Source organism: Cylindrospermum stagnale PCC 7417 (assembly GCF_000317535.1).
GTDB lineage: Bacteria > Cyanobacteriota > Cyanobacteriia > Cyanobacteriales > Nostocaceae > Cylindrospermum > Cylindrospermum stagnale.
The window spans coordinates 5,799,871-5,822,077 of the sequence record NC_019757.1 but is presented as its reverse complement, the minus strand read 5'-3'; the positions used below and the strand labels follow the sequence as shown (position 1 = coordinate 5,822,077).

22 protein-coding genes are annotated in these 22,207 nt (G+C 44.2%); 9 read left to right on the top strand and 13 right to left on the bottom strand.

Going from position 1 to position 22,207, the window contains the following annotated elements:
- The first annotated feature begins 374 nt into the window (after positions 1-374).
- Positions 375-539, top strand: coding sequence for a hypothetical protein (locus tag CYLST_RS35305; protein ID WP_015210411.1), 165 nt, complete (start codon positions 375-377; stop codon positions 537-539).
- Positions 540-678: 139 nt separating this feature from the next.
- Here CYLST_RS35305 and argH read toward each other — a convergent pair whose 3' ends face one another.
- The 8 genes from argH to trmD all read right to left on the bottom strand — a co-directional run bounded on the left by argH (position 679) and on the right by trmD (position 7,667).
- Entirely contained in the window at positions 679-2,067 is a 1,389-nt protein-coding gene (gene argH, locus CYLST_RS24370; RefSeq protein ID WP_015210410.1) for an argininosuccinate lyase, read from the bottom strand.
- 86 nt (positions 2,068-2,153) lie between these two features.
- Positions 2,154-2,360 (bottom strand): hypothetical protein, encoded by a 207-nt coding sequence (locus CYLST_RS24365; protein WP_015210409.1) that lies wholly within the window; start codon positions 2,358-2,360, stop codon positions 2,154-2,156.
- A gap of 112 nt (positions 2,361-2,472) precedes the next feature.
- Positions 2,473-3,261 (bottom strand): nickel pincer cofactor biosynthesis protein LarB, encoded by a 789-nt coding sequence (gene larB / locus CYLST_RS24360; RefSeq protein ID WP_015210408.1) that lies wholly within the window; start codon positions 3,259-3,261, stop codon positions 2,473-2,475.
- A 126-nt stretch (positions 3,262-3,387) separates the two neighbouring features.
- The gene (locus CYLST_RS24355) at positions 3,388-5,172 is read right to left on the bottom strand and encodes an ABC transporter substrate-binding protein (RefSeq protein WP_015210407.1); all 1,785 of its coding nucleotides are present in this window, start codon (positions 5,170-5,172) and stop codon (positions 3,388-3,390) included.
- 25 nt (positions 5,173-5,197) lie between these two features.
- Positions 5,198-5,794, bottom strand: a complete 597-nt coding sequence (locus CYLST_RS24350; protein ID WP_245587428.1) for a PIN domain-containing protein — start codon at positions 5,792-5,794, stop codon at positions 5,198-5,200.
- A gap of 13 nt (positions 5,795-5,807) precedes the next feature.
- Positions 5,808-6,338 carry a hypothetical protein gene (locus tag CYLST_RS24345; RefSeq protein WP_015210405.1) on the bottom strand — a complete coding sequence of 177 codons (531 nt, stop codon included), beginning with the start codon at positions 6,336-6,338 and terminating at the stop codon, positions 5,808-5,810.
- A gap of 70 nt (positions 6,339-6,408) precedes the next feature.
- Positions 6,409-6,891, bottom strand: coding sequence for a 2-C-methyl-D-erythritol 2,4-cyclodiphosphate synthase (ispF, locus tag CYLST_RS24340; RefSeq protein WP_015210404.1), 483 nt, complete (start codon positions 6,889-6,891; stop codon positions 6,409-6,411).
- Positions 6,892-6,932: 41 nt separating this feature from the next.
- On the bottom strand, positions 6,933-7,667 hold the full coding sequence (gene trmD / locus CYLST_RS24335; protein ID WP_015210403.1) for a tRNA (guanosine(37)-N1)-methyltransferase TrmD: 735 nt from the start codon (positions 7,665-7,667) through the stop codon (positions 6,933-6,935).
- Positions 7,668-8,281: 614 nt separating this feature from the next.
- Here trmD and CYLST_RS24325 point away from each other — a divergent pair.
- Positions 8,282-9,145, top strand: coding sequence for a cyanophycinase (locus tag CYLST_RS24325; RefSeq protein WP_015210401.1), 864 nt, complete (start codon positions 8,282-8,284; stop codon positions 9,143-9,145).
- A gap of 171 nt (positions 9,146-9,316) precedes the next feature.
- Entirely contained in the window at positions 9,317-12,022 is a 2,706-nt protein-coding gene (cphA, locus tag CYLST_RS24320) for a cyanophycin synthetase (RefSeq protein WP_015210400.1), read from the top strand.
- A gap of 49 nt (positions 12,023-12,071) precedes the next feature.
- On the opposite strand, the gene tatA is transcribed toward cphA, so the two are convergent.
- The 3 genes from tatA to CYLST_RS24305 all read right to left on the bottom strand — a co-directional run bounded on the left by tatA (position 12,072) and on the right by CYLST_RS24305 (position 15,201).
- A complete protein-coding gene (gene tatA, locus CYLST_RS24315; RefSeq protein WP_015210399.1) occupies positions 12,072-12,236 on the bottom strand; it encodes a twin-arginine translocase TatA/TatE family subunit in 165 nt (54 codons plus the stop codon).
- Between the two features lie 111 nt (positions 12,237-12,347).
- The gene (locus CYLST_RS24310; RefSeq protein WP_015210398.1) at positions 12,348-13,742 is read right to left on the bottom strand and encodes a serine/threonine protein kinase; all 1,395 of its coding nucleotides are present in this window, start codon (positions 13,740-13,742) and stop codon (positions 12,348-12,350) included.
- 58 nt (positions 13,743-13,800) lie between these two features.
- On the bottom strand, positions 13,801-15,201 hold the full coding sequence (locus tag CYLST_RS24305; RefSeq protein WP_015210397.1) for a serine/threonine protein kinase: 1,401 nt from the start codon (positions 15,199-15,201) through the stop codon (positions 13,801-13,803).
- Between the two features lie 94 nt (positions 15,202-15,295).
- Between CYLST_RS24305 and cbiT the strand changes: the two genes are divergently transcribed.
- The 3 genes from cbiT to CYLST_RS34820 all read left to right on the top strand — a co-directional run bounded on the left by cbiT (position 15,296) and on the right by CYLST_RS34820 (position 17,405).
- Positions 15,296-15,898: a precorrin-6Y C5,15-methyltransferase subunit CbiT gene (cbiT, locus tag CYLST_RS24300; RefSeq protein WP_015210396.1), complete on the top strand. Its 603-nt coding sequence runs from the start codon at positions 15,296-15,298 to the stop codon at positions 15,896-15,898.
- Positions 15,899-16,173: 275 nt separating this feature from the next.
- Complete coding sequence (locus tag CYLST_RS24295) at positions 16,174-17,064, top strand: phosphatidate cytidylyltransferase (protein WP_015210395.1); 891 nt, start codon at positions 16,174-16,176, stop codon at positions 17,062-17,064.
- An 80-nt stretch (positions 17,065-17,144) separates the two neighbouring features.
- Positions 17,145-17,405 (top strand): hypothetical protein, encoded by a 261-nt coding sequence (locus CYLST_RS34820; protein ID WP_157162636.1) that lies wholly within the window; start codon positions 17,145-17,147, stop codon positions 17,403-17,405.
- A gap of 90 nt (positions 17,406-17,495) precedes the next feature.
- Here CYLST_RS34820 and CYLST_RS24290 read toward each other — a convergent pair whose 3' ends face one another.
- Positions 17,496-18,209: an LmeA family phospholipid-binding protein gene (locus CYLST_RS24290; RefSeq protein ID WP_015210394.1), complete on the bottom strand. Its 714-nt coding sequence runs from the start codon at positions 18,207-18,209 to the stop codon at positions 17,496-17,498.
- Positions 18,210-18,346: 137 nt separating this feature from the next.
- Here CYLST_RS24290 and CYLST_RS24285 point away from each other — a divergent pair, with 137 nt between their 5' ends.
- Together CYLST_RS24285 and CYLST_RS24280 are read left to right on the top strand one after the other, a co-directional pair.
- Positions 18,347-19,117: a pseudouridine synthase gene (locus tag CYLST_RS24285; protein ID WP_015210393.1), complete on the top strand. Its 771-nt coding sequence runs from the start codon at positions 18,347-18,349 to the stop codon at positions 19,115-19,117.
- A gap of 21 nt (positions 19,118-19,138) precedes the next feature.
- The gene (locus CYLST_RS24280; protein ID WP_015210392.1) at positions 19,139-19,942 is read left to right on the top strand and encodes a helix-turn-helix domain-containing protein; all 804 of its coding nucleotides are present in this window, start codon (positions 19,139-19,141) and stop codon (positions 19,940-19,942) included.
- Between the two features lie 127 nt (positions 19,943-20,069).
- Here CYLST_RS24280 and malQ read toward each other — a convergent pair whose 3' ends face one another.
- The gene (gene malQ / locus CYLST_RS24275; protein ID WP_015210391.1) at positions 20,070-21,578 is read right to left on the bottom strand and encodes a 4-alpha-glucanotransferase; all 1,509 of its coding nucleotides are present in this window, start codon (positions 21,576-21,578) and stop codon (positions 20,070-20,072) included.
- 162 nt (positions 21,579-21,740) lie between these two features.
- Between malQ and CYLST_RS24270 the strand changes: the two genes are divergently transcribed.
- Entirely contained in the window at positions 21,741-22,172 is a 432-nt protein-coding gene (locus CYLST_RS24270) for an NUDIX domain-containing protein (RefSeq protein ID WP_015210390.1), read from the top strand.
- The last annotated feature ends 35 nt before the right edge of the window (positions 22,173-22,207 follow it).

The following is a 22,207-nucleotide window of genomic DNA, read 5'->3' as shown; positions in this document are numbered from 1 at the left end:
AACCAGTAATTAATGCTGGCTTGGCAATACATATTCAGGAAATTAATCTGAGAATCTAAATTCGTTAAACATATTGTTTACATAAATAAATTCCTGGGATTTGATGATTGATTTTCAATATCTACTATTTCCCAATTACAATTGACTGGCATATAATATCGGTTCGTTGGTTATCTGCTCACGCCCCCTGGCTGATGAGGAAATGATCATAATATTATCTTGACATAAGATAGTGGAATACGGTAGGCTAGTATACTGTTTAAAGTATCTTGCTAACTGCACTAGGCTAAAAGTATATCAGTAACATCGGTAGCTGAATATTGCCTAGGTGATGCCTAAGTGCAAATTTTTTGTTGTTTATTCATGAGGTGAACATGGCTAAGCGCCGCAATCCGAAAAAAGAAAAGGCGCTACGGAACCAGGCTTATGCCAGAAAGTTTCGTAAACGGACTACGACAGGAAGAATGCAGAGAAGGTTCCAACAAAGACCACCTAAGAGTGATGAAGATGAAGGCGCAGCAGCAGTTGATGCTGAATAAGCTGCCTGATAAAATTTCAGCTCTTTGAGTCTTTATAATATTTAGGGTGTAATTTTGTACGCCCTTATCTATTGAGTCCTGGGTGTAGTATTCTCACTCAGGACTCAGAATTTTATGATTACTCAGGACTCAGCGCTGTTCATTTAGCAGCGATTTGAGCGCGGGCGGCAAGGATTGCTTGATTTACTTGTGTAAAGCCGGTGCCACCGTAACTGTTACGGGCGGCAACAACTTGACGAGGGGATATTGCTTCATAAATATCTGCGGCAAATGCTGGATGCAGTTGTTGCCATTCTTCCAATTGCAAATCTTTCAGCAGTTTACCTGCGGCGATACTGGTTTTCACCACTTTACCCACAAGGTTGTAAGCTTCCCGGAAGGGGACGCCCCGCGCAGCTAGATAATCTGCTACGTCAGTAGCATTAGAAAAGTCTTCTGTCACGGCTGCTGCCAAGCGTTGGGTGCGAAATTCTAAACCAAATTGCAGCAAAATTGTTGTGGCTTCCAGGCAGGCTTTGACTGTGTTGACGCTGTCAAAGATAGCTTCTTTATCTTCTTGCAGGTCTTTGTTATATGCCAGGGGTAGCCCTTTCATCATGACTAACATGGCTTGGAGATGACCAAATACACGTCCCGTTTTCCCCCGCACCAATTCTGGCACGTCGGGGTTTTTCTTTTGGGGCATAATGCTGGAACCGGTGGCGCAGCTATCTTTGAGGATGACAAAGCGAAATTCTTCGGTTGACCACAGGATCACTTCTTCTGAGAGGCGGCTGAGGTGAACCATAATCAGACTGGCCGCAGATAAAAATTCGATGGCAAAATCGCGATCGCTCACTCCATCCAAGCTGTTAGCATAAATACTGTCAAAATCCAAGAGTTTGGCTGTGTAATGGCGGTCAATGGGGAAAGTAGTTCCCGCCAAAGCACCGCACCCCAAAGGTGAGATATTCACCCGGCGAGAAACATCTGCCAAGCGTTCCCAGTCGCGTTGCGCCATCTGATAGTAGGCCAGGAGGTGATGAGCTAAACTCACAGGCTGGGCGCGTTGCAGGTGGGTATAACCTGGAATCAGGGTTTCAACGTTTTTTTCAGCTATATCCAGTAAGACCCTTTGAAATTCCCGCAATTGCTGGCGAATTTGTTGGATTTGGTCGCGGAGATAAAGTCTAGTGTCGGTGCCTACTTGGTCATTACGCGATCGCGCCGTGTGCAGCTTTTTACCCACATCGCCGACAATTTCTGTCAGTCGGTGTTCAGCGGCAAAATGTACGTCTTCGGCATCGATACCAGGGTGAAATTTGCCTTGGCGGTATTCCTGGCGAATTTGTTCTAAACCTGCAACTAGTTGCTCTCCTTCTTCTGGGGAAATAATACCCGTGTGCGCCAGCATTTTGGCATGAGCTTGGGAACCAGTCAGGTCATATTCTATTAATTCAATGTCAAAACCTATACTTGCATTGAAACGGGCAATCGCCGGATGCAGCGCTGATTCAAACCGCTGGCTCCAAGTTTGTTTTTCGGTCATACAATCTGAAGAAAGAAAGGAAAATCAATTTTAGATTTTGGACTGAAGATTAATCATCAATCCAAAATCTAAAATCTAAATTCACTTTAACTGTAACTAGTTAAATTCCGAAGAATATAGCCAATAACCAAACCTATAAACAGTGCCCAAATTTGACCTGTCTGTACAAAGTGTGCCCAAGCTTTCTGGATTTGACCCATAAGATCAGGATCGCTGATGTTTTGAGCTAGCACAGTCGCATTCACTGGCAGTTGCCAAAGTAACTGAGATATCGAATGACTAAAGTAGTTCATGCTTGGTAATTAAAGGTTTATGGGTTAGAGACCTTATTGTGCTGAGTGTAATTACTACTTTCTTTACTCAGAGATGAAGAACTCTTATGGCGAGTCCTTCACTGTCATTACCTTACGACGTAGCCGAGGCCAAGCGCAATTTCTCGGCTGTCCGCAAAACTTGCCCTGCTAAAACTGCTGCACCAAAGCCATTATCGATATTTACTACACCTACACCAGCAGCACAAGAGTTGAGCATTGTTAACAGCGGTGCTAAACCGCCAAAACTTGCGCCATAACCGATACTAGTCGGAACGGCAATCACTGGACAATCGGCCAAACCGGCAACGACGCTGGGTAAAGCGCCTTCCATCCCCGCCACAACAATTAATACTGATGCCGACTCGATCAGGTGACGGTTACTCAGCAAGCGGTGAATCCCTGCCACACCAACATCCCAAAGGCGCTGGACGCTGAAACCAGAAAGTTCGGCCGTTACCGCTGCTTCTTCGGCAACGGGTAAATCAGCGGTACCAGCCGAAAGAATGGTGATTAAACCCCCAAACTTTGGTTCGAGATTCGGGGGAGCAATGGCACAAATTCGCGCCAACTCGTAGTATCGCAAACCGCTGACTTTCGGTTGCAGTACAGCATAAACTGCTGGTTCGATCCGGGTGGCCATCACCAAGGGATTGCGATCGCGCATCACCTGCATAATTTGAGCAATCTGATCTGGTGTCTTACCTGGCCCCCAAATTACCTCTGGAAACCCCGTTCTCAGGGTGCGCTGGTGGTCAATTTTGGCAAACTCACCCACTTTTTCATAAGCCAAGTTTTTGAGTGTGTCTAGCGCCATATCTGGGGTAACGTTACCATTTTTCACCGCTTCTAAGAGCGATCGCAAAGCTTCGGGTTGAGTCACAGCAATTTTTGGTAATTGGTAATTGGTAATTGGTAATTGGTAATTGGGTAAGAGGTGATGAAGGCGATGAGGGAAATAATATATTCTGCATCTCCCTCACTTTTCCTGTCACCTGTCACCTATTTTCTACTTGGTAATTTTGATTTCATGAATGTTCCAGAATGCGCCACCAAGAGCCGAAAATTTTATGCCTTCAAAGCGATTACGCACCGCAGACAATGAATAAGCGTTAACTAAGTAAATAAACGGCAAGTTTTCCTGAGTAATCTGTTGGGTTTCGCCATAAATTTTTTTCCGCTTCGCCTCATCTAATTCCCTTGCCCCTTGAATATAAAGTTCTCCAATTTTCCTTTCCCAAGGAGATACTTCCCACCCCTCAATTGCCTTTTGTCCTGCTTGAGGCTTTTGATTAAACATATGTAATCCACCTTCGGCAGACCAAACATTAGCCCCGTCATTTGGTTCTAGACCGCCAGTCAAACCCAGCAAAGAAGCTTCCCAGTCTAGGGAGTTAGACAGCTTGTCTGTATAAGTATTCCACGCCAAGGGAGTGAAATCGACTTGAATACCGATTTTACTCAGGTCTTGTTTAATTTGCGCTCCCATCGCCTCGCGAATCTTATTACCAGAATTCGTCAGCAAAGTAAAGCGAACAAGGTTACCTTCGGCATCTTCTAGCTGTTCTTTATCGTTGTACTTAAATCCAGCTTTTTTTAGCAGTTGCTTTGCCTTTACTGGATCATAATTATATGTTTTTAATCCTTCCTGCGGCGATAGATAATAGGGACTTTGCACAGAAATGGGTGAATCTTGCGGTTTACCTAAGCCACGATAAGTGTTGTTAATCATCGTTAGTCGGTCAATGCCATAGGCTACCGCCTGCCGAAATTCTACATTATTAAACCAACGCGACTTGATGGGATCGACCAGAGGCTTACCGTCTCTTTTGCCTTTATTTAGATTAAATAAAACAAATGATGTACCAGCGGCTGGACCACCATTATAGATTTTGAAATTACCCTGTTTTTCTTGCTTTTTTAGCAAAGAAAAATAATCTGGTGACACCCCCACGGTATCTAATCCCGCAGAACGAAATTGCAGCAGAGCGGTATCTGTTGATTCCACAATTTGCCAAATAATTCGTTCAATATAAGGCTGGGAATTGCCTTGAGCATCCTTGCGCCAGTAATAGGGGTTACGCCGGAAAATTACACGTTGACTGGTATCGTAGCGCTCTAGTTTATAAGGCCCATTAACGATTAGTTGATCCGGTGGAGTATCAACACTCCACTTTGTGAGAAACTGCGGTTTTCCATCTTGGTCTTTTGTTTTTACCGATTTTCGCAATGCATGAGCAGGTAAAATTGGTGCTCCTGTAGTGCTACGCAAAAATGGCGCAAATGGTTCTGGGACGGTAAACTCAACCCGGCGATTATCGACTTTTTTCACAATTGGCAGTTTACGACTTTCACCAATCCTCATCACATCTCTGGTGTCTGTAGGAATTTCTGTATTCAGGTAAATATCGTTGTAGGTAAACACCACATCATCTACTGTCAGTGGTTCCCCATCAGACCATTTCAAATTCTCGCGCAGAGTAAAAACAATCTTTAATTTATCATCAGAAATTTTCCAGGATTCTGCTAAAGCTGGCTCAACTTTACCAGTCTCATAGTTTTCGGTGATTAAGCCCTCATAGGTAAATCCAAAAATATTTGGAGATTCCGAACTGAGAGCGTAGTTAAAGGTTTTGGGATCACTCAGAATGCTCATTACTAATTGCGGTACTTGAGCAGCAGCACTTTTAAAGTTCGTGGGGTTGCAAGCTGCAATGATACTTGCTGTTAATGAAGCCAGAATTATGATAATCCAAAAACGCTTCGTTGTGAGGAATTTACTAGGGAATTTCATAAACTTTAATAAGTGAATAATAAATTTAAATTTGCTGAGAATTTAGCCATCCTATAAAATTTTTGGTGCTGGCAAAATACTTATTTATGCCAGCCTTACGTAAAGCTTCTTGAACTTCAGGTTTCCCAAAATCATTATTATTACCGCTCAGGAATACTTTTTTTTCAGCGGGATGCAAATTTGCATGGGCAAGAATACACTGTAAAATCAAGTTATCGATTATGTCATTTTTAATGAGCGCTGTTTCTATTTCTATGAGACTTTGATTGGAAATCTCCTGAATTACAGTCCTATCCAAATTTATTAATTCTGCATTTGTAAGCAGCAAATTAATAGTTTCATACAGGCGATTTTGAATATCATTAAGTAATGATGTATTTTCAATAGCTGCCTGTTGTAAGTGTCCCAGAAATGTTTTAGCATGAACAGAAGTTTGATCTCGCATTGACTCATTAATTTGCTTGTCCATGTCTGCTTGAAATTGCAAGCGGTTTTTCTGAACTATTTTGTAGGTATTAATAGCTTCAACATAACAAATATCTGGTATGGCTATGCGGAGCGATGTAAGAGGATTAAGCAGTAATTTTTGTGCCTCTAAATCCTGTCCCTTCGCAATGGACATCAAGAAATTAGTTTCAACGTAAAGTATCAGCATCTAGATTAGCCTGAGTAATTACGACCACCTGCCCACCTTCTAATAGTTGCAACAAGCCTATTTCTGTCAACTCTCTGGATGCTGGAGGCGTTTCTGATTTCCAGTGATATGCTAAGTCTCTTAACCAAGATTTTACAAGTGTTTGAAGGTGAAAATCGAATATTCGCTTTTTGCTGAATTCTGGATCGTAATGGCTTAATATGTCATCACTTTCTAGTGAGATTTTTGCTTCAATATGGCTTAATATATCAGCCCTTTTTAGTAAGATTTCAGCTCTGATATTACTGTCATCACTTACTTTGAAAATCTCTATTTTTTCTAGGTCTACTAGCATGGCAAAACGAAAATTAATTCTTAGGAAGGAATTCTCTAATTCTGAAATAGCATTTAGTCTTAATCCATGTTCGAGTTTCTTAGCCTTGAATTGAACGAATAAGTAAGTTTGCCCATCATCACCGACAATATCAGCATCAGCTTGATAATTAGAAATTAGAGATTTTATAGCTTCCATTGTTCTATTACTCCCAAGTAGTTGAGGGTTTCTCGTTTATCTCTATGCTAGCCATTTTCTAATTTGTGAGTTAATCAGCAGCTACCAACAAAACGACAGCATAAGCACATATACCTTCTTCTCTTCCGGTGGGGCCGAGTTTTTCGTTGGTGGTAGCTTTAATGCCAATTTGATTTGGTTCTACTCCCAAAACCGTCGCTAACTTATCGCGCATTTGGGAAATATGGGGTTTTAATTTGGGACGTTCGGCAACTACTACCGAATCAATATTGCCAATTTGCCAACCTTGAGCGCGAATTAGCTGGTGTACTTGAGTTAATAGCACCAAACTATCTGCTCCAGCCCATTGGGGATCACTGGGGGGAAAATAATGGCCTATATCCCCCAAGGATAAAGCCCCCAGCATGGCGTCCATAATGGCGTGGGTGAGCACATCAGCGTCACTATGCCCCAATAAACCTAATTCGTGGGGAATGTGGATTCCGCCTAAAATTAAATGGCGATCGCTCACCAGTCGATGGATATCGTAGCCGTTACCAATCCGAATATTCATTTCGTTGTCAGTTATTTGTCATTTGTGCTTTATTATCTCCTCTACTGCCCCTGCTCCCCCTGTTCCTCTGGCTTCTGCTTTTCCCCCTGCTTGTCTATCTCCCATTGCTCCAGTAAATCGGGACGGCGCGAGCCTGTTCTTTTGATTTGTTGTTCGTAGCGCCACCGGGAAATTTCCGCATGATTTCCACTCAGCAAAACTTCAGGCACTTTCCACCCGCGAAAATTGGCTGGACGAGTGTACTGGGGAAAGTCCAACAAACCCTCCTCAAAACTTTCTGCTTTCAGGGACTCTACTTTGCCTACAGTTCCTGGTAGGAGGCGCACCACACCATTAATCAGCGCCATTGCCGGAATTTCTCCACCAGTTAAAATAAAATCACCCAAAGACACCTCACGGGTAACTAAATGCAAAACCCTCTCATCCACCCCTTCGTAATGCCCGCAAATGACAACTAACTGGTCATAGTTGGTTGCCAATTCTCGCAACAGGGGTTGATTTATGGTTTGACCTTGGGGACTCATCAAAATGATCTCTCTTCGAGGTAAAATCGGCAACGACTCCACAGCAGCAAAAATCGGTTCAGGCTTCATCAGCATCCCCACGCCACCGCCGTAGGGTTCATCATCTACCTTCCGGTGCTTATCGGTAGTAAAGTCTCTGGGATTCACCAGATGCACTTGGGCAATCTGTTTAGCTAAGGCTTTAGCAAGTAGACCAGAACTAAGAACCGAGGTAAAACAGTCAGGAAAAAGCGTAACTATATCAAAGCGCACAGTAATTCGTATTCGAGGACACTAATCTTAGATTTAAATATCTAGCAAACACAAGAAGCCAAGGTCAGGTAAAACTACAGATGAATTTCATCAATAGTATCTAAAGGTACCAGAAGTCTTAGTTTTTTGGTGGGAGCAAAAGTTTTTCTAATTACTTAATTTATGTTTAAATATTGTCACAACTACATTTAATTTAATAATCTGACCAAAGTTAACAACTTCCAGGATGCATCGAGCCAGCCTCAGAAAAAAGCGTGTCAAGACCTGCTCGCCCCCAAGCCCAGAGGGAAACCCTAACCCCAAGCCCAGAGGGGAAACGGACACAATCATCGTTAGGGAAGCCACCCGGAGGGCATCGACAACGGAAGCCACATGGGCAGTTTCCCCCCGCACACACAAATGTCCTCCCCTACCCCCCTAAGCACTATTTTGACAGGCTATAAAAAGTGGATAGGTGAAAAACAGGGCGCTGGCTTTGAGGAACGGCAACGGACACATGAAAACTGAGGCGTCGTGCGCGTCAAGCAGTGTCCTCTCAAAGAAGCAAAGGGCGAAAATAAACAGGCTACTAAACCTTGTTAAATTCACCTGAAGTTGTTGACAGGAAAAACACAATGCCGCAATTAGAAGCTAAATCGCTGGAAATGAGGACACCCCAAGCTACTAAAACCGCCGTTCTGGTGATCGGAGGCGCAGAAGACAAAGTTCATGGACGCGAAATCCTGAGAACTTTTTTTGGTCGTGCTGGTGCTAGTAAGGCGTATATTACAATAATTCCATCAGCCTCCCGCGAACCTGCCATCATCGGTGGTAGGTACATTCGCATTTTTGAAGAAATGGGTGCTAACAAGGTTGAGATTTTAGACATTCGCGAACGAGAACAGTGTGAAAACCCCCAGATCAAAGCATCCCTAGAAGCCTGTACCGGGGTATTTTTGACAGGAGGAGACCAACTGCGTCTTTGTGGAGTCCTGTCAGACACACCAGCAATGGAAATTATCCGGCAGCGAGTGAGGGCGGGACAACTGACTTTAGCTGGCACTAGTGCGGGGGCAGCAGTGATGGGGCATCATATGATTGCTGGTGGTGGTAGTGGTGAATCACCAAATCGTTCCTTAGTAGATATGGCAACGGGCTTGGGATTTATTCCCGAAGTGATTGTAGACCAACACTTTCACAACCGGAATCGCATGGGACGCCTAGTCAGTGCGATCGCCGCTCATCCTGACCGCCTAGGCATTGGCATTGATGAAGATACTTGTGCTGTGTTTGAACGCGATGGTTGGTTGCAAGTCATGGGGAAAGGCAGCGTGACAATCGTTGATCCCACAGAAATTACCCATACAAATGAACCCCATGTCAGTGCCAACGAACCCCTTACAGTGCATAATTTACGTCTGCACATCCTCAGCTACGGAGATCGATTCCATCTTTACCAGCGCACTGTTTTACCCGCCGTGCATCGGCTCTCCAGCTGAGGGGATAGAGTATCTGAGGTTACACTGATTTGACCGTGCATTTATTTCTTGCTGTAGAAAAATCAGCAGAATACCATGTAAATAGAAAAAACTGTTTGTAATGAACAGTTTAGCGGTCAATTCCAGTAAGAAACTAGAATTTTGGTTCCGAATCTCCATCTACCTATTCCCATGAGAATCCTCAAGATCCAGACCTTACGCGGCCCAAACTACTGGAGCATTCGACGCCACAAGCTGATCGTCATGCGCCTCGATCTAGAAAACCTTGCCGAGACGCCCTCGAATGAAATCCCTGGCTTTTATGAAGGATTAGTTGAGGCGCTGCCAAGTCTGGAGGGTCACTATTGCTCCCCTGGCTGTCGTGGTGGTTTTTTGATGCGGGTGAAAGAAGGCACCATGATGGGCCATATCGTGGAACACGTAGCCTTAGAACTCCAGGAATTAGCAGGTATGCACGTAGGTTTTGGTCGCACCCGCGAAACCGCCACACCTGGGATTTACCAGGTAGTGATCGAGTACCTGAATGAGGAAGCGGGACGCTACGCTGGACGTGCAGCAGTCCGGCTGTGCCAAAGTATTGTTGATCGAGGTCGTTATCCCAAGGCAGAACTAGAGCAAGACATCCAAGATCTCAAAGATTTCTGGCGTGATGCTTCCTTAGGTCCGTCTACAGAAGCGATTGTCAAAGAAGCAGAAAAAAGAGGCATTCCTTGGATGTCCCTTCCTGCACGCTTTTTGATTCAGCTGGGCTACGGCGTCAATCAAAAGCGGATGCAGGCCACAATGACCGATAACACCGGTATTCTGGGGGTAGAACTAGCTTGCGACAAAGAAGCCACCAAACGCATCCTAGCTGCCACTGGCGTGCCAGTACCCAGAGGTACAGTGATCAACTTCTTGGACGATTTGGAAGAAGCCATTGAACACGTTGGCGGTTATCCCATCGTCATCAAGCCAGTGGATGGCAATCATGGACGCGGTATCACTATCGATATCAGAACTTGGGAAGAAGCTGAGGCAGGCTATGAAGCCGCCAGACAAGTTTCCCGATCTATCATTGTCGAGCGGTATTACGTCGGGCGCGACCATAGGGTACTGGTGGTAGATGGCAAGGTAGTGGCAGTAGCCGAACGTGTGCCAGCTCATGTGATTGGCAATGGCAGATCCTCCATCGCTGAACTGATAGAGGAAACAAACCTTGACCCCAATCGCGGTGAAGGACATGATAACGTCCTCACCAAAATTGAACTAGACCGCAGCAGCTACCAGTTATTAGAAAGACAAGGCTACACCCTCAACAGTGTGCCGCCCAAGGGAACAATTTGTTTTCTGCGAGCAACGGCCAACTTGAGTACAGGTGGTAGTGCTGTAGACCGCACCGACGAAATCCACCCCGAAAACGTTTGGCTAGCACAACGGGTAGTGAAGATTATCGGTTTGGATATTGCCGGATTGGATATCGTCACTACAGATATTAGCCGCCCCCTACGGGATGTGGATGGCGTGATTGTCGAAGTTAACGCTGCCCCCGGCTTCCGGATGCACGTTGCCCCCAGCATTGGCATCCCTCGCAACGTCGCCGGCGCAGTGATGGATATGCTGTTTCCCAACGAACAATCCAGCCAAATTCCCATCCTCAGCGTCACGGGCACAAATGGTAAAACCACCACTACCCGCCTGTTAGCACATATTTACAAACAAACAGGTAAAGTAGTTGGCTATACAACAACCGATGGGACTTACATCGGTGATTATTTAGTTGAAGCCGGAGATAACACTGGCCCCCAAAGTGCCCATGTTATCCTGCAAGATCCGACGGTGGAAGTAGCGGTACTAGAGTCGGCACGTGGTGGCATTCTCCGCTCTGGACTGGGCTTTGAAGCTGCTAATGTGGGTGTGGTGTTGAACGTAGCTGCTGATCATCTAGGAATCGGTGATATAGATACCATCGATCAGTTAGCTAACCTGAAGAGTGTCGTAGCAGAAGCTGTATTCCCTGATGGTTATGCGGTACTCAATGCCGATGATCGCCGTGTAGCAGCTATGTCAGAGAAGACTAAAGCGAATATTGCCTACTTCACCATGAACCCAGATTCAGAATTAGTGCGAAAACATATCCAAAAGGGAGGTGTGGCCGCAGTTTATGAAAATGGCTATCTGTCAATTGTTAAAGGTGATTGGACACACCGGATAGAAAGAGCAGAAAATATCCCCTTAACAATGGGCGGACGTGCGCCATTTATGATCGCCAACGCTTTAGCAGCAAGTTTGGCGGCCTTCGTGCAAAACGTCACCATAGAGCAAATTCGTGCTGGCTTAAGGACTTTCCGCGCTTCAGTTAGTCAAACGCCGGGGCGGATGAATCTATTTAATTTGGGAAAATACCACGCTTTAGTTGACTACGCTCACAACCCCGCTAGTTACGAAGCTTTAGGTGCTTTCGTCCGCAACTGGACTACAGGACAGCGGATTGGCGTACTTGGAGGCCCTGGCGATCGCCGCGACGAAGATTTTATCACTTTGGGCAAACTATCAGCAGATATTTTTGACTACATCATCGTTAAAGAAGATGATGACACCAGGGGACGCCCACGGGGTTCAGCCGCTACTTTGATTTCTCAAGGCATCACCCAAGTCAAGCCTGATTGCCGCTTTGAATCAATTTTGGACGAAACCCAAGCTATTAACAAAGCCTTGGATATGGCTCCTGATAACAGTTTGGTAGTAATTTTGCCAGAAAGCGTCAACCGCGCAATTAAGTTAATTAAGCTGCGTGGTGTAGTCAATGAGGAGATCCAGCCGCAAAACTCGACAACAGCGATCGTTGATTCTCAAAATGGGACTACACCTTCTTCTGTTGTCAATACGCTTTTATAGTCACATAGTGGAGACGCAATTCAGCCGTCTCTACTATTGATTATTTTGGTTATTCTTCTGGATTGGTTTCGTCATTGGCATTTTTCAGTCCTTCTTTAAAACCTCTGAGGCTTTTACCCAATGCGCTTCCCAATTCGGGAATTTTTTTTGGGCCAAAAATCAGCAAAGCAACAATAGCAATTATACTTATTTCTGGTAATCCTAGTCCAAACATATAATTTTCCTCTAAAGCTTCTGTAATTAACTATAGAACTATACCGATTTCACAGAATTTTCTATGATCCAACTGCTGGAAACTGATGGAACATTAAGTTGCTGATAATGGTTATTCCTTTCTAATCGGTATACCTAACCAGTCGCTCAATTCATGAGCAAGCCAGTCGAGTTCTGGTTCAGTAATTAACTCATCGTTACCTCCTATTTGATATTTTATCCGTTTTCCAGCCCAAATAATAATCTGCGCTTTGACCTGATATGAACTACTCCCAAAATCTTTTTGCACATATTTTCTGATCCGTTGGAGCATACAAATGTCCTGGCGTTGTGCTGGTTGAGGAAAATTGAATTTAAGTCCAAATATTTCGCGGGTTAAGGAAATTTTCTGTTGATTCAGAGACAGCCGGATATGTCCAAACAAACCGAACAGAAAGTTATACAGTAAAAATAAGCTGATACCAGAAACTAAAAGAAAATAGTAAAATAAAAATAGACTGCCAGCCAAAGGTGTCTGGAACGATATAACTGAAGAACCTAGAAAAAATACGTTAATGCATATAATAGCTATACCTGTGGGCATTGTGGACAGACCAAAGCCAATCGGCGGAATAATAATTTCTAGAGAATCTCTATTTTTTGTCAGTTTAATTTTACTATCAACGGGTTTTATTACGGTTAAAGTATCTGTACTTTGAACCTTTGGCTTATTTAAAGCTTGAAGTGCTTCATTTGCCGAACTCAAACGCTTTTCTAAACTCGGTTCTGTCATCCACTTTAACCAATGGCTAAAGCTAGGGCTGATATTAGCAACTTGCTCAAACTGAATCCGAAAATCTTTTTGGGGTAAATCTGCTGGCTGAGTACCCGTCACCAAATAAATCAACGTTGCACCTAAACTATAAAGGTCAGATGCTGCTACCGTGCGTCCGCCAAATTGCTCCTGTGGCATATAGCCATAAGTACCTACCACAGTCCGAGTTGCGCCTTCTGTGGCTAGAACAGTTTGCACTGAGCCAAAATCTACTAAATAAACTTGACCGATACTATTGCCAGAGCGATCGCCTAATAAAATATTGCTAGGCTTAATATCACGGTGGATTACAGGCGGATGTAGCCCATGTAGGTAAATCAGAATTTCTAAAAGCGCTTTGGCTATTTTTTTGACTTCAGCTTCGGTAAAAGTCCGCCCAGTTTGTAAGTATTGCTCTAAAGTCTGGGCGGGGATATAAGTTTGTACTAAGGCAAATCCTTTGATGCTTGGGGAATTTACCTCAAAATAGTCTAAATAGCGAGGAATAGCGGGATGTGATAAAGATTTTAAGGTTTCGGCTTCTCGTTCAAACAGTTTAAGGTCATCCCACTCAAAATCACCGCCAAAGCTGAGTAACTTGATGATGGCTGGTTGCTGAGTTTCTAAGTTACGGGCTAGTAGCGTCCGCCGCCCTGCCTTTTTCCCCAAATTTTGCTGAATTTCGTAGCGATTCGCGAATATTTCCCCAATCATAGCTAAGATTTTTTAGAGTTTTTTGGATAGTTTCATCTGGAGATAGATGTAAGTTTAGCTAGATTTTCTCTCTCGTTATCTCCATACCTAACCAATACTTCAATTCCTCAGCTAGCCATTCCAGTTCCGCTTCAGATTTAATTCCGCTAGCAGAAACATCAAGATGATACTTTTGTACTCCTGCCCAAATATCCAATTGTGCTGGTACTTGAGTTTGGTTTCCCTCAGAATCTTTAGTAAAGTGTGTGGGAATGTAAACTAGCTTGCTGATACTTTCTCTGGGAGATGGCCGGGGACGATGGAATTTAAATTTTAATAACTCGTAGGTGAAGGCAATTTGCTGGCTATCTATACGTAGTCGTATCCTGCCAAATAAGCCAGACAATAGGGTGTACAGCATCGAGGCGCCAGCACCCCAAAAGGGAAGGGAGAACAAAGCAAAGGGGATGTTGATTGGAATTGGTGCCGAGAGAGCGCCAATAGTCCAAAATAGAATAAAGGAATTCCAGGCGATCGCAAATAAACCGAGAGACACCATCGAGGCTTGGAACCCAACCGGCGGAATCTCTATTAAGAGAGCATCTTCCTCTTTGGTAAGTTGAATTTTGCTACCAGCCGGTTTACCTACAGTTAAAGCAGTGCTGCTGGGTAACTGCGATTGTTCGATTGCTTTAATTGCAACAGTGGCAGAACTTAACCGCCTTTCTAAACTCGGTTGAGTCATCCACTGCAACCAGCGGGTAAAGCTGGGACTAACACCCGCAACTTGCTCAAACTGAATCCGAAAATCCTTTTGGGGTAAATCCGCAGGATGGATACCCGTTACCAAATAAATTAAAGTTGCACCTAAACTATAAAGGTCAGATGCCGCCACCGTGCGTCCGCCAAATTGCTCTGGTGGCATATAGCCATAAGTACCTACCACAGTCCGAGTTGCGCCTTCTGTGGCCAAGACGGTTTGTACTGAGCCAAAATCTACTAAATAAACTTGACCGATACTATTGCCAGAGCGATCGCTTAATAAAATATTGCTAGGCTTAAGATCACGGTGAATCACAGGCGGATGTAGCCCATGTAGGTAAATCAGAATTTCTAATAGTGCAAAGGCGATCGCTTTAACTTCAGCTTCTGTAAAAGTCCGCCCAGTTTGTAAGTATTGCGCTAAAGTTTGGGCAGGAATATAAGTTTGTACTAAGGCAAATCCTTTGATGCTTGGGGAATTTACCTCAAAATAGTCTAAATAGCGAGGAATAGCAGGGTGTGACAAAGATTTTAAGGTTTCGGCTTCTCGCTCAAATAGTTTGAGTGAATCCCACTCAAAATCACTGCCAAAAGAGAGTAACTTGACCACCACTAATTCACCATTTTTCAGATCGCCAGCTAATAGCGTCCTCCGCCCTGCCTTTTTTCCCAACTGCTGCCGAACTTCGTAGCGATTACCTAATATTTCCCCAATCATGATGATTAATTATCGCGCTACGTGGAAAAAGTTTTATAGCTTATGGCTTGTCAAATGAGTCAAGCCGATATCCCTAGTATAATTGTGTGGTTCTATGCCCTCCAAACTTTGGCCTTACATTACTCCTGGTATTCCCGATGAATTGTTTGAGCATTTACCAGGAATTCCCTTAAGCGGGCGAGAAGTGCGATTGCTGTTGATTTCCCAATTGCGGCTAAAACCCGATTCAGTGTTGTGGGACATTGGTGCGGGTACGGGGACAATTCCGGTAGAAGTGGGATTGTTGTGTCCCAGCGGCCGGATTCTAGCTGTAGAACGGGATGAAGAAGTGGCTAACTTGATCAAACGCAACTGCGATCGCTTTGATGTCAAAAATGTGGAAGTAATTGAAGGCAGCGCCCCAGAGTGTTTGCATGACCTCAAGCTTGCTCCTCACCGCGTCTGTATTGAGGGAGGAAGACCCATCCAGGATATTTTGCAAACCGTATGGCATTATTTGCCACCATCAGGTCGAGTAGTCGCCACAGCTGTTAATCTAGAAAGTCTGTATGCTATATCCCAGAGCTTTTCTCAGTTAAGAGCCAGAAATATCGAAGTTGTCCAATCTGCGGTCAACCGCTTAGAGACACGAGGCATTTCTCAAACCTTTGTCGCCGCCGATCCCATTTTTATTCTCAGTGGTGAGAAACTAGACTAAACAATTAAAAATTAAAAATTAAAAATTAAAAATTATGGTTTGGGCATGGGGCATAGGGATAGAGTATCAGGAGAAATCTTCTCTCCTAGGCTTTTGGGCTTTTTCTGCCTCTGCTTCCCCTTAATTTGAGATTAGTAATTTTTGATTTGGGATTTGGGTCAAAATTCTCTGGGGATCTGTGACTTGGTCAATTGGTATTGTATTGGCAGTCAGGATTTAGGCTGTAACTGCATTTCCTCATTTTTAATGAATGCCTTTTTAATTTTTAATTGCTTATGCCTTGGTCTCGAATTATTAGTGGAATTATTGCGATCGCGCTTGCACTGTTGTCAACCCTGCTGGGGGGCTGGTACTTTACGATTGCGATCGCGATCGTCGTCTTTTTAGGTCAACAGGAATATTTTAATTTGGTGCGAGCCAGAGGCATAGCTCCAGCCGCTAAAACTACCATGTTTGTCAGCCAAGTCTTATTAACCATTTGTACCCTTGATGGTAATTTAGCTGATGCTGTGATGCCGATAGCTGGCACACTTATTTGTTTTTACCTACTGTTTCAACCCCAATTTGCCACAATTGCCGATGTTTCCGCTTCGATTATGGGGCTATTTTATGTCGGTTACTTGCCAAGCTATTGGGTGCGGTTGCGGGATCTCGATAGTGCAGCTATCAGCAATCTTCCATTAGGTGGTTACTGGCCCCTAGCCTGGAACGATTTTCTCAACACAGCAAATTTCGCCTCTCTACCGCAAGGTTTAACAGTCACAGTGCTAACTTTTCTGTGCATTTGGGCAGCTGATATTGGCGCTTACATTATTGGTAAATTCTTTGGCAAAACCCGTCTGTCTGATATCAGCCCCAAAAAAACTGTCGAAGGCGCAGTTTTTGGGATCACAGCCAGCGTTGCAGTCGCCTTAGCAGGAGCTTATTATCTTCACTTGCCCAGATACCCTTTCACTGGTGTAGCATTAGGCTTACTGATTGGCATTGCTAGTCTTTTAGGTGACCTCACCGAGTCTATGCTCAAACGCGATGCAGGGGTAAAAGACTCAGGACAGTTAATTCCTGGTCACGGTGGCATTTTAGACCGTACTGACAGTTATATTTTCACAGCTCCTTTGGTTTACTATTTCGTCACCCTCCTGTTGCCGTTGCTAGCAGATAATTAACTATGAGATTGAAGGGGTCTTAGGGCGTAGGGTTGCAGTACAGAATCTAGAACCAATTAATTGATGAATAGAAAATATCGTTGATATCAGCCGAGACAGATGGCACTTTTGTTGATAGCGTCCTGATTAAATTGATGGGGTTTCCCCTACACCCTGACAACCTGCAACCCCTATTTTTTGACTTTGACGTTGACTTAATTATTTTTTCTGGCAGTATTTCCGGATATTCCCCGCCCAGACCAGGAATATTAGACAAGAATTCCGGAAAAAACCACGTTAGAAGCACTAAGTGTGATATTCGCTGGCTTTGGCAGCGTGGGTATATTGGCGGAATTGGCTAAAATAGTTTTTGCTCTCGAACCACATCGGATGTGGTGAAAACTATAATTTAAGATAAAGAGTCAGGATTATTAATTTTCTATTTTTAATGATTAGGGGTTAACGTTAATCCGCCCACGACAGACGAGCTGGCCGGGGATCAGCGTTAGTTCTTGAATATTGACATCAGACCCAAGATCCAGACTGTAGCCATAATTATCTTCTAATAGCGCCTCCTTTTGGCGCTGGATCTGGATTTGCGCTAGTTGCAATACTTGAGAGTTGAGTAGCTCTAGGCCGAGAAAGATTTCTAAAAATGTGAGTTCGCTGTCAGATGCTGGGATGCCATGCAGTATGATTCGCTTATGGTCAAGGATAATCTTTTGCCAAGTAATTGGCTTGGATTTTGGGCAGTGTTCTGGTAAAAGTTTAACCAGTACATCATTTAAAGCAGTCGATAATAATTCAGAAGAGAGGGAATCATTGAGATCCTTTTCTGCAACGATCATCTCACCACTTACTGGTACTGTTTCTAGCAGTCGCAGAGGCTGTCCCTTGAGTACTGAGCCAACGTTTAACCGAATATTTTCTGCCTCTAGTTGAATTTGTGTAACATGGAGACCTTGATATACTGCGTGACTGGCAAAAATCGATACCCAGGGGATACGCCCAGAAAGAATTTGGCGATCGCTTGCTCTAATCTCCACCTCAATCTGGGATACTTGGCTTACTTGTGCTCTTAGCCATAGCTTGAGCGCAGTTGTCAGAACTTGCGTAATAACCCGAATTTTCTTTCCACTTGCTGCTTGGGAATCTGGCTCTAGCATTTAACCACTCTGTTTATCGGTATTTGCCCAACAACTGACAGAACTAAAACAAGCCTTAAATGTAACACTTATGCCCATTAACTACAAAATGCAAATCTTATGATTTATCTATTAACCAAAAAATAAGCAATTTCTACATGGAGGCACGGTTACAAAAAATTCTTGCTCAATGGGGCATTGCCTCACGTCGTGAAGCCGAAGAAATGATTAGGCAATCACGGGTGCGGATCAATGGAGTATTGGCAAATTTAGGTCAAAAAGTTGATCCCCAAAGAGATACGATCGCCGTCGATGGTAAACCGGTGTCTGAAAAGCCCCGTCCGGCTTTAATATATCTGTTGCTGCATAAACCAGCGGGAGTGGTTTCCACCTGCTACGATCCCCAGGGAAGACCGACAGTTTTGGATCTACTACCGAAAGAATTACAACAGGGTTCAGGTATTCATCCTGTTGGGCGTTTAGACGCCAACTCTACAGGAGCATTAATTCTGACCAATGACGGAGATCTCACCTTTGGACTCACCCATCCCAGCCATAGCATCTCTAAGACGTACCATGTTTTGGTTAAAGGACATCCGCCAGAAGCAGTACTGGAGAAATGGCGTCAGGGTGTGGTATTAGAAGGGAGAAAAACACGCATTGCAGGCGTGTCCCTGATTGAACGTGATGCCGAGCAAAGCTGTTTAGAAATTATTTTGCAGGAGGGAAGAAATCGCCAGATTCGCCGTGTAGCTCAACAGTTAGGATATCCAGTAATCAAGCTGCATCGGACTGCTCTCGGTTCAATTCAATTACAAACGCCAAAAGCACCCTTTTTACAGGAGGGTGACTATCGTTCCCTGACAAAAGATGAGATTAGCTTTTTACAAAAGCAATTAACGCCTAATACCTATGAAAGATTCAGCTAAGTTAAGGAGTGTAGAAACAGCATGAAATGGCTAAGAAGGAAGGATGATCAACAGACGACACCTTCTATAGAACAACAACGATCTTCCAAGTTGGCAGAACTGGGATCGCAACTTTGGGCATCTCGTCAGGAAAAGGGTTTATCTTTAGAGGAAATGGTTGCATTGACCAGAATTCCTCGGCGGTTGTTGCAGGCGATTGAAGAAGGTAATTTAGAAGATTTGCCAGAACCCATTTATATTCAAGGTTTGATCAGACAATTTGCTGATGCCTTGGATTTTAATGGAGCAGAATTTGCCAGTACTTTTCCTATCGGTTCTCAACGTGTGATGCCCCAACCGACTTGGAACAATACACCCACCATTGCACAATTACGTCCGATTCATCTTTACCTGCTTTACATCTTCCTGATTCTATTTTCTGTAAATGGCTTGTCTAACTTATTGAATAATGCCGCATTACAAGCGAATAATAGCCAAATTCCTCCAAGTCCACAAAAAGAATCGCTTTTACCACCAGAAATAAACCAACCAAATAATTCACCAGAACTTCAACCTGTTAGTAGCAAGAAACAAAGTCAGTCAGTACAGATTGGTGTGACTTTGAAATCGTCATCTTGGATTCGTGTAATCGCCGACGGCAAAACCGAGTTTGAGGGGATTCTGCCAGAAGGATCTCGCCGCACTTGGCAAGCCACTCAGCAACTCACTGTGAAAACGGATAATGCTGGTGGTGTGCTGATGAGCGTCAATCAGCAGGAAGCAAAGGAAATGGGAGAGCCTGGGAAAGTTGAAGAAGTCAGGATTGCTGCCAAACCCAAGTCTTGAAGAGTGCTGTAGTCAGTGCGGGGCGTAGCCCATGCTGAGTATGGAGTATGGAGTATGGAGTACTGAGTGCTAAGAAGGAATTCCTTTTGAGACTTAGAACTCAGGACTCGTTACTCAGGAAAGTTACTCAGGACTGTCTAGGGGCGCGTCCACAGAGGGTGGTGAGAACTTTTAAGCGATCGCCTAATTCCTCGGTCAAAACTGCCGCTTGATAGCGCCAGCCCCAGTTCCCCACAGCGGTACCGGGAAAATTCATTCGCGCTTCGTTCCCTAATCCCAACACATCTTGTAAAGGAATAATTGCCTGATTGGCTATAGAACTCAACGCTAGTCGAATTAAATCCCAGTTGATGCCTTGAGGACTGATACAACCCAAATAAAGCCATAAATTTCGCTTTTCCCAATCACTCGCTGTGTTGTACCAGCCCACGGTGGTGTCATTATCGTGAGTGCCAGTATAAACTACAGCATTGCGCGAGTAGTTGAAGGGTAAAAATGGATTACCGGGATCAGAACCAAAAGCAAACTGCAAAACTTTCATCCCCGGAAATTCAAACTTATCTCGCAGCGCTTCTACCTCAGGGGTAATCACCCCTAAATCTTCCGCCAAAATCGGTAGTTTGCCCAATTTCTGTTTAATAACTTCAAAAAAAGCATCCCCAGGTGCTTCAATCCATTCGCCATTCATCGCCGTTTCTTCCCCTTGGGGTACAGACCAATAAGCCTCAAATCCCCGGAAGTGGTCAATGCGAATAATATCTACATAATCCAGCATCGCTTCAAAGCGTTGCACCCACCATTTAAAGTCTTGTTTTTGCAATTTCTCCCAGTTATAAACCGGGTTGCCCCACAATTGACCGGTGGCGCTAAAGTAATCTGGTGGCACACCCGCCATTTGGGCAGCTTCTCCCGTCTCTTCATCTAGACAAAAAATATCGGGATTGGCCCAAACATCAGCGCTATCATGAGCTACGTAAATAGGTATATCGCCAATAATTTCTATACCGCGCATATTGGCATAGCTCTTAAGTGCTGACCACTGGCGGAAAAACTCATACTGGACGAACTTGTAATAAAAAATCTGGTCTGATAGCTGTTGTTGTGCCAAATCTAATGCCGCTGGTTTGCGCTTGGCCAGTTCTGGCTTCCATGTATGCCAGCTAGCACCGTTGTGGGCATCTTTAAGCGCCATAAACAAGGCATAATTATCTAGCCAATAGGCTTTGCTATCACAAAAACCCTCAAACTGTTTCTGCTGAATAGGTGTCGCCTGAGTTTTAAACTTCTCGCTAGCTTTTTTTAGCAGATTAATCTTAATTGGTACCACTTGCTCAAAATCTACTTTATCTGCCCAAAATCCAGGCAAATGAGCAAAGTCTTCTTCAGCTAGTAAACCTTCATCTAGCAGTTTTTCTGGGCTAATCAACAGGGGATTTCCTGCCATTGCTGAGTAGCACATATAAGGCGAATTTCCGTACCCAGTGGGGCCTAAGGGTAAAACTTGCCAATATTGCTGGTAACTTTCCTTAAGAAAATCAATAAAACTATAAGCTTCTAAACCTAAATCACCAATGCCAAATCGACTGGGAAAGGAGCTTGGATGTAGCAGAATGCCACTGGATCGGGGAAAGGGCATAAATAACCTGAACTCTAACAAGAAGCGATCCCATCGAATTTATCATGGTAAGGGCAGCTTTGAAACTTGTCCAAAGGGTGAGAGGGTAAAGGGGTGATGGGTAGAGGGGGTGACGGGGTGAAAAATTCCTCACCAATGACCAATGACTAATGACTAATAACTATGACTTACAGAAATCCTGCGCCGACGGTTGATATCATCATCGAATTAGTTGACAGACCACATCGACCAATAGTGTTAATTGAGCGACACAATGAACCGTTGGGTTGGGCAATTCCCGGTGGTTTTGTGGATTATGGCGAAGCGGTAGAGGTGGCTGCACGGCGAGAAGCTGCGGAAGAAACGGGTTTGCAGGTGGAGTTGGTTGAACAGTTGTTGGTGTATTCTGACCCAAATCGCGATCGCAGGCAGCATACAATTAGCATTGTGTTTTTGGCTACAGCTACGGGTGAGCCTTTAGCGGGGGATGATGCTAAGGGTGTGGGGATTTTTGAGTCTTGGTGTGTTCCTGGTAATTTGTGTTTTGACCACGATCGCATTTTGCGCGATTATTGGCGATATCGGCATTATGGGATTCGTCCGAGGTTGGGGTAGAGAAACGAACCGCGAAGGACGCAAAGAGCGCGAAG